The 13,382-nt window shown below is 42.1% G+C and carries 14 protein-coding genes; all 14 read left to right on the top strand.

Annotated features, from left to right (window positions below; genetic code table 11):
* Positions 1-5: 5 nt before the first annotated feature.
* The 14 genes from D6856_RS03515 (at position 6) to D6856_RS03445 (ending at position 13,375) form a co-directional block, all read left to right on the top strand.
* Positions 6-203, top strand: coding sequence for a hypothetical protein (locus D6856_RS03515; protein WP_120685750.1), 198 nt, complete (start codon positions 6-8; stop codon positions 201-203).
* 85 nt (positions 204-288) lie between these two features.
* The gene (locus D6856_RS03510; RefSeq protein WP_147367797.1) at positions 289-1,107 is read left to right on the top strand and encodes a hypothetical protein; all 819 of its coding nucleotides are present in this window, start codon (positions 289-291) and stop codon (positions 1,105-1,107) included.
* 114 nt (positions 1,108-1,221) lie between these two features.
* Positions 1,222-1,734 carry a hypothetical protein gene (locus D6856_RS03505; protein WP_120685748.1) on the top strand — a complete coding sequence of 171 codons (513 nt, stop codon included), beginning with the start codon at positions 1,222-1,224 and terminating at the stop codon, positions 1,732-1,734.
* A 38-nt stretch (positions 1,735-1,772) separates the two neighbouring features.
* A complete protein-coding gene (locus D6856_RS03500; protein WP_120685747.1) occupies positions 1,773-2,960 on the top strand; it encodes a hypothetical protein in 1,188 nt (395 codons plus the stop codon).
* Between the two features lie 19 nt (positions 2,961-2,979).
* Entirely contained in the window at positions 2,980-3,939 is a 960-nt protein-coding gene (locus D6856_RS03495) for a hypothetical protein (protein ID WP_147367796.1), read from the top strand.
* A gap of 131 nt (positions 3,940-4,070) precedes the next feature.
* The gene (locus D6856_RS03485; protein ID WP_120685745.1) at positions 4,071-4,655 is read left to right on the top strand and encodes an ABC transporter ATP-binding protein; all 585 of its coding nucleotides are present in this window, start codon (positions 4,071-4,073) and stop codon (positions 4,653-4,655) included.
* 368 nt (positions 4,656-5,023) lie between these two features.
* Entirely contained in the window at positions 5,024-6,490 is a 1,467-nt protein-coding gene (gene trpE, locus D6856_RS03480) for an anthranilate synthase component I (protein WP_120685744.1), read from the top strand.
* On the top strand, positions 6,487-7,056 hold the full coding sequence (locus D6856_RS03475) for an anthranilate synthase component II (protein WP_120685743.1): 570 nt from the start codon (positions 6,487-6,489) through the stop codon (positions 7,054-7,056). Before trpE ends, D6856_RS03475 begins: the two co-directional genes overlap by 4 nt.
* Positions 7,057-7,060: 4 nt before the next feature.
* Positions 7,061-8,077, top strand: a complete 1,017-nt coding sequence (gene trpD / locus D6856_RS03470) for an anthranilate phosphoribosyltransferase (protein WP_120685742.1) — start codon at positions 7,061-7,063, stop codon at positions 8,075-8,077.
* The gene (gene trpC / locus D6856_RS03465) at positions 8,074-8,859 is read left to right on the top strand and encodes an indole-3-glycerol phosphate synthase TrpC (RefSeq protein ID WP_120685741.1); all 786 of its coding nucleotides are present in this window, start codon (positions 8,074-8,076) and stop codon (positions 8,857-8,859) included. Before trpD ends, trpC begins: the two co-directional genes overlap by 4 nt.
* A gap of 15 nt (positions 8,860-8,874) precedes the next feature.
* Entirely contained in the window at positions 8,875-9,495 is a 621-nt protein-coding gene (locus tag D6856_RS03460; protein WP_330543934.1) for a phosphoribosylanthranilate isomerase, read from the top strand.
* 13 nt (positions 9,496-9,508) lie between these two features.
* Complete coding sequence (gene trpB, locus D6856_RS03455; protein WP_120685740.1) at positions 9,509-10,699, top strand: tryptophan synthase subunit beta; 1,191 nt, start codon at positions 9,509-9,511, stop codon at positions 10,697-10,699.
* On the top strand, positions 10,692-11,459 hold the full coding sequence (gene trpA, locus D6856_RS03450) for a tryptophan synthase subunit alpha (RefSeq protein WP_120685739.1): 768 nt from the start codon (positions 10,692-10,694) through the stop codon (positions 11,457-11,459). Before trpB ends, trpA begins: the two co-directional genes overlap by 8 nt.
* 167 nt (positions 11,460-11,626) lie before the next feature.
* Complete coding sequence (locus D6856_RS03445; RefSeq protein WP_120685969.1) at positions 11,627-13,375, top strand: ABC transporter ATP-binding protein; 1,749 nt, start codon at positions 11,627-11,629, stop codon at positions 13,373-13,375.
* Positions 13,376-13,382 lie beyond the last annotated feature (7 nt).

Raw genomic sequence — 13,382 nt, 5'->3', positions numbered from 1 at the left:
AGCAGATGATAATCGCGGTAAAAGGCATATCGAAAGCATTTAACGGACAGAAAAATCTTGATGATTTCAATATAAATATTGAGGATGAACACAGCTATATTTTAACGGGAGAGAGTGGATGTTCTGGCAAAAGAACTGACTCATGGCCTGAATGTGGTGATTCTGCAGTTACGATATATCAAGCAATGATAGAAGGATGGTAGGTTTATATTGAAAAAAGCCATTTTTTTAATATGCATTATTACGATGATATCTATAACTATTTTTGGGTGCGGTGATAGCAGTGTTATGTCAGGTGATGCAGCTACCTATGAGGTTAGTAATACTGATAGGAATAATGAAGATAGCGCTTATCAAGGTGATAGTGAAAATGAAAACGCCATTAATAGCTCGTCTCGTATAGATGAGCCAATATCGATCAGCAGTGTTAACTCAAAAACTTCTTTTTTTGATTTTGATACAATCTTTAATTCAGAGTCAAAATATTCAGTTGAAGTATTGGCTCAAAAAATAAAAGAACAATTTGATTCGAATAATGAGAATTCTTTGATTGATATTTCATACGATAACATTGATTGTGGTAATGATAACAAAGAGGAAGTTCTTGTAACGATTTCTTATGACTTTCCGACTGGGTATTATGAGGTGTACCTTGTAGTTTCAGGAAATGAAGATAATCATGAATTGGATTTTATCATTGATGCAGGGCAAACAGATGAAGTTTCAATAGATAAAAGTGGAAGGGTTGAAAAAAGTAGAAATGTTGAAGCAAATGTGCGTAATTATGAATATGGGCATATAGATTCAGAAGGCGTCTATTGCTTTGACTATGGTAAAAACTATTATTTAACGTCCTTGAATTTTGAAAAGTTAAAAGAAACTGATGAATCCTGGGGTGATATACAAATAGAAGAGTATTATTTTACTGAGGATGTCAGCTTGCAAGAGTATAAGTATTGCATTTTTAAATTAGATGAAAATTTCGAGAAAAACTATGATGAATCATTATATGATCAAAATGGGAAGTACTATAAGGCTTTTAGTGATGCAGGACTATGTTTGGTTTCATCAAATGAAATAGAAGAATGTATAAATGATGCAGTTTGATAAGATGGTTCCTAAAGTTTCATATGATGTATCTATTACCTAATTAGGAAGATTCCCCTGAGGACCGCGAGGCTATTGCTTTAGGAATAGAATGGAACAGAGAGGGATTTAGTGATGAATAAAAAAGGAATAGTAGTATCGGTATTATTTGTAATTCTAATCGTTGGCGTGAACTTGGTGAACGGTTTGATGAAAAAAGATTATAAAGAGTACGTGGTCAATAATCATGCAGAACTCTCGCAGATAATGGAGCAGTTACTCGATGAAAATAAAGATAAAATCGATATTTATGAAAGAAAAAGTGAATATCCTAAACATATTGATATAGATGATATCTATTTACGACTTAGGATTAATTATGTGGCTGTAGAACGATATAAAATCAAGGATGATAGCTATGAAAATAGAGTAAAAATATATTTAAAAGATAAACCTCAAGATAATGAATATGATCAATGTGGGGTTTATTATTCTCCTGAGGATTGTTCTATAGATTATTATGGGAAATCTGTTGAGGAGAGTAATGGGGTGTTTATATACGATGGACGTCCTGAAAAAGTGAAAATCATATATAAATCCGAGAAAATATGTGACAATTGGTTTTATTTTGAAGAAAGACTATGGTGATTTATATATATTTCTAAAAAGGAAAAGAGGAATGCAAAATGGCAAAAGATAATGCAACTATCGGTGGTTTTGATACAAGCGGTGATGACACACTTCTATTGGACAATGCTACATATAATCAGATACAAAATAAGCTGATTCAAAGCGCAAGTGAGCTGATCTTTAATAAATCGGCTTTTGACATGGAAGACGCCGTATGCGGAACTGAAGGAATGGTTTTACTTGCGGATTATTGGCATAGGGTTGTTGATAGCAGTGACCGTTTGAGGGATTTTCTGTGTGAAGACGTTGATATGATGTGTACCAAGGTTCAGGATTCTATAAATGAAACGGATCATAGCATTGCAGCTTCATTTTCATGTAGTGCTATCGGAGCCGGAAAAAGCATGCTTGGTGCCTTTTTGCTTGGTGGTGGAGTACCGGAACAAGAGGAAGAACCTGAAGATACAAAAGGAGCCGAAGATACTAATACCGTGGAGAAGATAGATGATGAGTTTGGTGATATTCAAATTGCTTATCATTTTGATAATAATCAGATTCAGTATCTCAAAGTTCATGCCAGATATCAGCTTGAGATGTTGCGAGTGGTACAAAAATACAGTTCTGCGGATGCGGAGAGGATAGTTGCGATATTAAATGAAAAATTGGCTGAAATGAATACGGTGACAGGAATCAGCGACGAAGGCTTTTTATTGTTGTGTGATTATGAGGTTGGAAAGGCTGGTGTTTATGACAAAGATGGCAATCTTACCGCTCTGAAGATTATGGATGTGGGTGATGGAAAATACACACTGGGTTTTGGAATAACAGTGGATAAGGATGATGAGGATGCTATAAATTATTATATGGAAACATATGGTATAGATGTTACAAATGTTGGTGGCGAGATAGATATTGATACTAGCTACAAAATATATCATGAAAAAGAATCATATTATACCGGACTTGTAAATAGTCTTTGCAAAAGAAATAATTTTTCACCTACACAACAACAATATGATGCATTGTTTATAGCTGTATATAATCGTCCGTTGTTGGCTAAAGAGGGACAAGCTCTTGATGTATTTTTAAAACAAGAAGGCGGAAGTAAGGAAGATTTTGAGCAAATAGTATTGAGTGAGTATCAAGGACTTGGTAGTTGGGACAAATACGGAGACGGATGGACCAATCGTACTTACGATGAGTCTGAGTTGTATTTTGATGGAGACTATGAGAGAACACATTAATTATAAAGGTGGAGATTTTATGAAAAAAAAATGTTTAATAATAGGATTTTTATTGGTAACTATATCTCTTTTTGGATGCAATAATGTAGAAAATGAAGATATATCATCTGAAGCATCTTTAGAGATTTCTTTTGAAAATAATAGTAACGTTGAGTTGACAACAGACAATAGTAATGAAACCAATAACAATCTTAGCTTGATATATGCAAACAGATACAGCAAGGATAATGGCCTGTTTATTTCTCAGGAAGACGGTTTGTATAAAAATATGGCGTTGGCAACAGTTGATGCTGAGATTGCGGTTGCTAACGAAGGAGAAATGCCGGAGACTGTAAGTAAAATATGGAATGAAAGAATAACTACTGCTTCTGATAATATCAATGGTAATAAATTGGTTGAAGATAATCAGGAAAAACTCGACAAGGTTCTAACGGATTTTGAAAAGTATGATAAAGAAATTATACTTATGAATAATGAACTCTACGGAATAAACGGTATTGTGCCTGGAAGTATGTATAAAGACATGCTTACTGATTATATAATGACAGACTATGAATTGATTGGTGGAGCGTTCTTATCGTGGGAGTATGAGTTAATTGGATCGAATTCCATGAATATAAATGCATTGTCTGAAGAAACTGATCTTTCAGCTGTGAATTGGAGAGATTTTGGTGATGAAAGTGTAGTCATGGAATATGATTCTGATTTCGAGGGTATGATAGGAGAATATGATCTTGTAAGCGCGGATGACAAAACATATTATTCTTTATCAAAAGAACTATGTTCACAGCTTGCTGAGATTGCTAACACAAAGATTAAGATTGAGTCGTACGTAGATGATTATTATACATTGATAGGTTCTATGGCGGATTTTGAAAGAAGCATTTCAGGCGATGAAATGGCTGATCGTATTAAAACTGTCAGGATGAAGAATATGTTTCTTAAGCTTTTAAATGCAAAATATTTAATGAGTATATAAAGGAGATTATAAATGTCCGTTAAATTAAAGCAGCTTTTGGAGATGGCGAAAGTGTACCGTATACCTAAGAGCAGAGTCATAAGGTACATATACTTACCGGAATTATTATCTTTTTTGAAAGGAAGCAGCAGATGATAATCGAGGTAAAAGATATATCCAAAGCATTTAACGGACAGAAGATCCTTGATGATTTCAATATAAATATTGAGGATGAGCACAGCTATATATTAACCGGAGAGAGCGGCTGCGGAAAGACCACTCTGCTTAGGATCATCCTGGGGCTTGAGACTCCCGATGCAGGAAAAGTGACACTCCTTGGGGATTACAAATACCCGTATATAAATGCAGGAGTGGTATTTCAGGAAGACAGGCTCTGCGACAGCTTCTCGGCTGTGACCAATTGTGCACTCGTTAGTAAAAAAGTGTTCAAGCAGACGGTCAGAGAAGAGCTGTGCAAGCTCCTTCCTGAGGACAAAGTAGATATCCCGGTAAAAGAGCTGACTCCTTCGGAGAGACGTCTTGTATGTATAGTAAGGGCGTGCTGTATTCCGAGCGACGTACTTATAATGGATGAGCCGTTTGAAGGTCTATCAGGTGATGTGCGATCTAAAGCAATCTCTTTTGTCAGGGATAAAATGGGATCGGGCTCGCTTGTCATAGCGGCGCGAGATACGACAGGACTTGAATTTGGCAGGATAGTTACACTTTTGGGTTGACACATCAAAACATAGAGTATAGAATTCTTTTTAAGTAAATAATTATAAACCGTTGAAGCGGAGATAACGGCAATGATGCCAACACAGAGAGCCCGTGATGGTGAGAAGCGAGCATGAAACAAGTTGTCAAATGGACCGCTGAGGGTGTGGATCAACTGCATTATTATTCAAACATATAGATGCATAGTATTCCACAACGTGAAGGCATACGTCAGTTGCCGGAGATATGTTGGTATCTCGCTAAGCGCATGGTAACCCATGAAATCAAGGTGGCACCGCGGATTAAGTATATTCGTCCTTGATAGAACTATAGTAGTTCTATCAGGGGCTTTTATTTTGCACAAATATAAACGAAAGGAACCAAACCCATGAACATCACACCGTCACTTGAAGAAGTAAAGAAAATCGCAGCAACGCAGAAATATGATGTGATCCCTGTCAGCATGGAAATCTTATCGGACTTCATAACACCGATAGAGACCATGAGGAAGCTTAGGAACGTATCTGAGCACTGCTACATGCTTGAATCTGCACAGGCGGATGAGACTTGGGGACGCTATACATTTCTTGGTTACGATCCCAAGCTTGAGATCACCTGCAAGGACGGCGAGATGCAGATTGGAGGCAAGACTGTAAAGACAGATAAGCCCGCTCAGTACCTTCGCGAGATCATGGCTGAGCACAGGAGCCCAAGATTTGAGAATCTTCCATCCTTCACAGGCGGACTTGTTGGATATTTCGCATTTGATTACTTTGGATATTGCGAGCCTACAGCCAAGAGCCCCGTTGAGGACTCGGATGCCTTCAAGGACATAGATCTGATGCTCTTCGATAAGGTTATCGCCTTCGACAACGTAAGACAGAAAATAGTTCTTATAGTCAACATGAAGGCTACAGACGGAGAGAGCGGCTACAACAGAGCGGTCACAGAGCTCAGACAGATGAAGCTGCTCATAGAGAAGGGCGAGAAGAAAAAGGACGACCACGGAAGACTTACAGGCGAGGTCACAGCTCTTTTTTCTGAGGAAGAGTACTGCGAGATGGTCGAAAAGGGTAAGGATCACATCAAGGAAGGCGATATCTTCCAGATAGTCCTTTCAAACAGATTATCAGCTCCTTACGAAGGAAGCTTATTAAACGCATACCGCATGTTCAGAACGATAAATCCTTCACCTTATATGTTCTACTTTGCAGGAACCGATGTTGAGGTTGCGGGAGCATCACCTGAGACGCTCGTTAAGCTTGAGGACGGCATTCTTCATACCTTCCCTCTTGCAGGCACAAGGCCAAGGGGCAAGACCGAGGAAGAAGACAAGGCCCTGGAAAAAGAGCTCCTTGTTGACGAAAAAGAGCTCGCCGAGCACAACATGCTCGTGGACCTTGGAAGAAACGACATCGGTAAGATAAGCGAGTTTGGCTCAGTAGAAGTTGAGAGCCTTCACGATATCCTCAGATTCTCACATGTAATGCACATCGGATCCACAGTGCGAGGCAAGATCAAGGAGGGAAAAGATGCATTTGATGCGATAGATGCGATCCTTCCTGCGGGAACTCTTTCGGGAGCACCCAAGATCAAGGCCTGCAAGCTCATAGGAGAGCTTGAAAACAACAAGCGAGGAATTTACGGCGGAGCGATCGGATACATTGATTTTGCGGGAAATATGGACACTTGCATCGCAATAAGACTTGCCTACAAGAAGAACGGCACGGTATTTGTAAGAAGTGGCGCCGGAATCGTTGCAGACTCCGATCCCCACAAGGAATATACGGAGTGTCTTAATAAAGCAAGGGCTTCACTCAAGGCACTTGAGATGGCACAGGAGGTGGAAGAATGATATTACTTATAGACAATTACGACAGCTTTTCTTATAACCTCTTTCAGTACGTCGGAGAGATAGATCCCGACATAAAAGTCATCCGTAACGATGAGATGACGATCGATGAGATCAGAGCACTTAAGCCCGACAGGATCATCCTTTCACCGGGACCCGGAAGGCCGGAGGATGCAGGGATCATAGTGGAGGTTGCCAAGACTTTGGGAAAAGAGATCCCGACACTTGGTGTGTGCCTCGGCCATCAGGCGATCTGCATGGCATATGGTGCGGTAATTACTTATGCAAAAGAGCTGATGCACGGCAAACAGTCAACGGTCACATTCGACAATTCATGCGAGCTCTTTAAGAATTGTCCCAAGGAAGCCAAGGTTGCAAGATATCATTCACTTGCGGCGGATGCGAGCACAATGCCCGATTGTCTTAAGATCACGGCAGTAACGGACGACGGCGAGATAATGGCAGTGCAGCACAAGGAATATCCTATTTACGGTGTACAGTTTCATCCCGAATCTATCATGACTTTGGATGGTAAAAATATGCTAAGAAGTTTTATTAAAGGAGAATAAGACCATGATCAAAGAAGCAATCGTAAAAATCGTAAACAAAGAAGACCTCACATATGATGAAGCATATGCAGTTATGAATGAGATCATGGGAGGAGAGACAACTCCCACACAGAATGCGGCTTTCCTTGCAGCTCTTTCAACAAAGAGTGCAAAGGCAGAGACCACAGATGAGATCGCAGGCTGTGCAACAGCTATGAGAGAGCATGCAACCAAAGTCGAGACAGATATGGACGTGTTCGAGATCGTAGGAACAGGCGGAGACAACGCACACAGCTTCAATATCTCAACAACATCAGCTATCGTCGCTGCAGCAGGTGGAATGAAGGTTGCCAAGCACGGAAACAGAGCAGCTTCTTCAAAGTGCGGAACAGCTGATTGCCTCGAAGCTCTCGGAGTAAACATCCAGCAGGAGCCCGAGAAATGCATAGAGCTTCTTAAGGAAGCAGGAATGTGCTTCTTCTTTGCTCAGAAGTATCACACATCAATGAAGTATGTAGGACCTATCAGAAAAGAGCTCGGCTTCAGAACAGTGTTCAACATCCTTGGACCTCTTACAAATCCTTGTTCTCCCAAGCTTTTCCTTCTCGGCGTGTATGATGAGTACCTCGTTGAGCCCCTTGCAAGAGTTCTTGTAAGCCTCGGCGTTAAGAGAGGAATGGTCGTTTACGGACAGGACAAGCTCGATGAGATCTCAATGAGCTCACCCACAACAGTTTGCGAGATCAACGACGGATGGTACAAATCATATACTATCAAGCCTTCTGATTTCGGACTTCAGATGTGCAAAAAAGAGGATCTCGTAGGCGGAACTCCTGAAGAAAACGCAGAGATCACTAAGGATATCTTAAAGGGTGTTAAGGGACCTAAGCGCGACGCGGTTCTTATGAACGCAGGTGCAGCTCTCTACATCGGTGGAAAGGCTGATTCTATCAAAGCAGGTGTGGACCTTGCTGCAGAGCTTATTGATTCAGGCAAGGCACTTGAGACACTCGGTAAGATCATAGAGGTAAGTAACAGATGACAATTCTTGATGAAATTGCCGCATACGCCAAGGAGCGTGTAAAAGAAGCAGAGAAAAAGGTATCTTTGGAAGAAGTAAAGAAAATGGCTTACGACCTTCCGAAGGGAGATTTTTCTTTTGAAAAGAGCCTTAAAAAGCCCGGGATATCTTTTATCTGCGAGTGCAAGAAGGCATCACCTTCAAAGGGCGTTATTGCGGAAGAATTCGATTATCTTAATATAGCAAAAGAGTATGATAAGGCGGGAGCCGATTGCATATCGGTATTGACTGAGCCCAAGTGGTTCCTCGGAAAGGATGGTTACCTTAAGGAAATAGCGGCAAATGTGTCAATCCCCTGCCTTAGAAAAGACTTTACCGTTAGCGAGTACATGATATACGAGGCCAAGATCCTCGGCGCTTCGGCAGTTCTTTTGATCTGTTCCATATTAAGTCCCGAGCAGATAAAAGAGTACCTTGGTATCTGCGATGAGCTTGGCTTATCGGCTCTTGTCGAAGCTCATGACGAGGAAGAAGTTAAGGTTGCTGTCGCAGCAGGTGCAAGGATCATCGGTGTAAACAACAGAAATCTCAAGGACTTTACCGTTGATACGGGTAACAGCGCAAAGCTCAGAAGCATTATCCCCGATGATGTGATCTTTGTTTCTGAGAGCGGTGTAAAGTCTGCGGAAGATGTACAGAAGCTTTCCGAGATCGGTGCGGATGCGGTGCTTGTCGGCGAGACGCTTATGAGGGCGGATGATAAGAAGGAAAAGTTAAAAGAGCTTAAATCGAAGCTGGTTTGACTTTGAGGATTATATATGAAGAAAGATGATCGAATCCCTAAGATAAAGCTGTGCGGGCTTTCACGCCCCGCAGATATCGAGGCTGCCAATAAGTGTAAGCCCGATTATATAGGCTTTGTCTTTTGGGAAAAGAGTAAGAGAAAAGTTGATAAGGAAAAGGCTAAAGAGCTCAAGGCTTTGCTCGACTGTTCGATAAAAGCGGTCGGAGTTTTCGTTGATGAGAGCATCGATATCATCAAGGATCTTTTGGATGAAGGGATAATCGATATCGCGCAGCTTCACGGAAGCGAGGATGAGAGCTATATAAAAGAGCTTAAGGCTGTCACGGACAAACCCGTGATACAGGCTTTTCAGATAAAGGATAAAAGTGATATCATAGCTGCTATGGGCAGCAGTGCAGATATGCTTTTGCTCGATTCCGGACAGGGTACCGGAAGCTCTTTTGACTGGGAGTTGTTAAAAGAGGCGGACAGGGAGTTCTTCCTTGCGGGAGGCCTTAACCTTTCCAATATAGAAGGTGCGCTTGATGCGATAACACCTTTTGCGGTTGACGTAAGCTCCGGTATTGAGACGGACGGCGTCAAGGATCATCAGAAGATGCAGGAATTTGTAAATATAGTCAGAAACAGGAAATAAGGAAGGAAAAGTCATGACAAATATGAACGGTCGTTTCGGAATACATGGCGGACAGTATATTCCCGAAACACTTATGAATGCGGTTATCGAGCTTGAGAAGGCTTATAACCACTACAAAAACGATGAGCAGTTTAACAAGGAGCTTCAGACTCTTTTCAATGAATATGCGGGAAGACCTTCCAATCTCTACTATGCCGAGAAGATGACCAAGGACCTTGGAGGAGCCAAGATCTATCTTAAGAGAGAGGATCTTAATCACACAGGTTCTCACAAGATCAACAACGTTCTCGGACAGGCGCTTCTTGCCAAGAAAATGGGTAAGACAAGACTCATCGCTGAGACGGGAGCAGGTCAGCACGGCGTTGCAACCGCTACTGCAGCAGCACTTATGGGAATGGAATGTGTTGTTTTCATGGGAAAAGAGGATACGGAGAGACAGGCACTCAACGTATACAGAATGAGACTTCTGGGCGCTGAAGTAATCCCCGTAACAAGCGGAACCGCTACACTTAAGGATGCGGTATCTGAGGCGATGAGAGAGTGGACATCAAGGATCGATGATACACATTACTGCCTTGGATCAGTTATGGGACCTCATCCGTTCCCTACAATTGTTCGTGACTTCCAGTCCGTTATCTCCAAAGAGATCAAAGAGCAGATGCTTGAAAAAGAGGGTAGACTTCCCGATGTTGTCATGGCCTGCGTAGGCGGCGGATCCAATGCCATCGGAACCTTCTACAATTTTATTGAAGACAAAGAGGTAAGACTTATCGGCTGCGAGGCAGCAGGACGCGGAATAGATACATTTGAGACAGCAGCTACGATCAACACAGGTAAGCTTGGAGTGTTCCACGGTATGAAGTCATATTTCTGCCAGGATGAATACGGACAGATCGCACCTGTTTATTCAATATCTGCGGGACTTGATTATCCCGGGATCGGACCTGAGCATGCCAATCTTCACGACACCGGAAGAGCGGAGTACGTCGCTGTTACCGATGATGAAGCGGTCAATGCTTTTGAATATCTTTCAAGAACAGAGGGAATCATCCCTGCTATAGAGTCGGCCCATGCCGTTGCTCATGCGATGAAGATCGCAGGACAGATGGATAAGGACAAGATCATGGTCATCACCATCTCGGGCAGAGGCGACAAGGACTGCGCAGCCATCGCGCGCTACAGAGGGGAGGATATCCATGAGTAATATTAAGAAAGCATTTGAAAACGGAAAGGCATTTATCGCATTCATAACCTGCGGAGATCCCGATCTTGAGACAACAAAGAAGGCAGTTATCGAGGCTTGCAACAACGGAGCTGATCTTATAGAACTTGGAATCCCTTTTTCAGATCCCACAGCTGAGGGACCTGTTATCCAGGGCGCTAACGTAAGAGCTCTTGCGGGCGGAGTTACAACAGATAAGATCTTTGACCTTGTAATTGAGCTTAGAAAAGAAGTTTCTACACCTATGGTATTTATGACATACGTTAACGTTGTCTTTTCATACGGCGCAGAGCGCTTCATAAGTAAGTGCAAAGAGATAGGCATAGACGGACTTATCCTTCCGGATCTTCCGTTTGAGGAAAAGGATGAGTTTGAGCCTGTTTGCAATAAGTATGATGTTGACCTCATCTCACTTATCGCACCTACTTCAGAGAACAGGATCGCTATGATCGCAAAAGAAGCCAAGGGCTTTATCTACATCGTTTCAAGCCTTGGCGTTACGGGAACAAGATCCGAGATCAAGACAGATCTTGAGTCCATTGTTAAGGTTGTAAGAGAGAACACTGATGTTCCTTGCGCTATCGGCTTTGGAATCTCGACTCCCGAGCAGGCAGCCAAGATGTCGGCTGTTTCGGACGGGGCCATCGTAGGTTCTGCGATAGTAAAGCTTCTTGAAAAGTACGGAAAAGACGCTCCCAAGTATGTGGGCGAGTACGTTCATTCCATGAAAGCAGCCATGTAAGGCAAAATTTGTTTTTATTTTATAAATATGAGACAGACTCCGCGAAAATGCGGAGTCTTTTATCATGGTCTAAAATTATTATAAAGTGAACCGGGGGGTATTACCTGTGCGGTTGGGGTGTGCTATCATTAAAAATGTAGGTTATATGGATGGGAGATGAAAAGTATATGGTTAAAACTTTGCTTAAAGAACTTAAAGAATACAAGCTGGTATCTGTTTTGACACCGCTTTGCATGATCGGAGAAGTCGCGGCGGAGATGATCATTCCCAAACTCATGGGCAAGATTGTTGATAACGGAATATACGGTCAGAATATGATTTATATATTCCGCGTGGGAATGATGATGCTTTTGATCGCACTTTTTGGTCTTGCGGCAGGAATCGGCGGAGCATATTACGGTTCGAAGGCATCTACGGGATTGGCCAAGAATCTCAGAAAGGCCATGTTTGATAACATTCAGACCTTTTCTTTTTCCAATATAGACAAGTTTTCTACATCGGGACTGGTAACAAGACTTACGACCGATGTCACCAATATTCAGAACGCATATATGATGCTGCTCAGAATGGCGATGAGAGCGCCTGCAACCGTTATCGGCGCGATGATCATGTCATTTATCATAAGTCCCAAGCTTGCATCGATATATCTTGTTGCGATCATTATTCTTGCATTTTTCATGGTGATCATTATGAGCAAGGCCACCGTTTATTTCAAAGAGGTCTTTGAAAAGTACGACGGGCTTAACGAGAGCGTTCAGGAGAACGTATCAGCGATAAGAGTTGTTAAAGCGTATGTTCGTGAGGACTATGAAAACGATAAGTTCAAAAAGGCAGCAGGCAATATCTACAACATGTTTGTAAGAGCCGAGATGAACATTATCAAGATGGGTCCTATGATGACTGGAACGGTATATGCATGTATCCTTCTTATCAGCTGGGTGGGCGCACATATGATCACGGGAGGAACTCTTTCAACAGGTGATCTTATGGGCCTTTTGACCTATTGTATGAATATCCTTATGAGCATGATGTTCCTTGCCATCATTTTTGTAATGCTCACAATGGCACAGGCAAGCGGAAATCGTATCGCTGAAGTTATTGAGGAAAAAACCGATATTACAAGCAAAGAGAATGCGGTAAAAGAGGTTGTGGACGGAAGTATCGTCTTTGATCACGTTAATTTTGCTTATACCAAGGATTCCGAAGAACCTGTTTTAAAGGATATCAATCTTGAGATTCATTCGGGTGAAACAATCGGAATCATCGGAGGAACAGGTTCTGCGAAATCTTCGCTTGTTAATCTTATCAGCCGTCTCTATGATGTCACAGAAGGTGCGGTTACAGTCGGCGGAGTTGATGTAAGAGACTACGATCTTGAGACGCTGAGGGACCAGGTATCCGTGGTACTTCAAAAGAACGTTCTTTTCTCCGGAACAATCCTTGAGAACCTCAGATGGGGCGATAAGAACGCGACAAAAGAGGAATGTATAAGAGTCTGCAAGATGGCATGTGCAGATGAGTTTATCGAAAAGATGGAAGATGGCTATGACACCATGATAGAGCAGGGTGGAACCAATGTTTCGGGCGGTCAGAGACAGAGACTTTGTATCGCAAGAGCGCTTCTTAAAAAGCCCAAGATCCTTATTCTCGATGATTCTACGAGCGCCGTTGATACGGCGACCGATGCCAAGATAAGAAAGGCTTTCGCTGAAGAGATTCCGGGAACGACCAAGCTTATCATTGCTCAGAGAATTGCATCTGTTCAGGACTGTGACAGGATAATCGTTATGGATGACGGACAGGTCAGCGGATTCGGAACGCATAAAGAGCTCCTTGAGAGCAATACCATATACAGAGAAGTCTACGAGTCACAGACGGGCGCAAGCGCCGACGCGGACTTCGATAAGCAGGCTTAAGGAGGGT

It is taken from the genome of Butyrivibrio sp. XB500-5, from assembly GCF_003625505.1.
Classification (GTDB): Bacteria; Bacillota; Clostridia; order Lachnospirales; family Lachnospiraceae; genus Butyrivibrio.
This window is presented reverse-complemented; position numbering and strand designations above follow the sequence as displayed.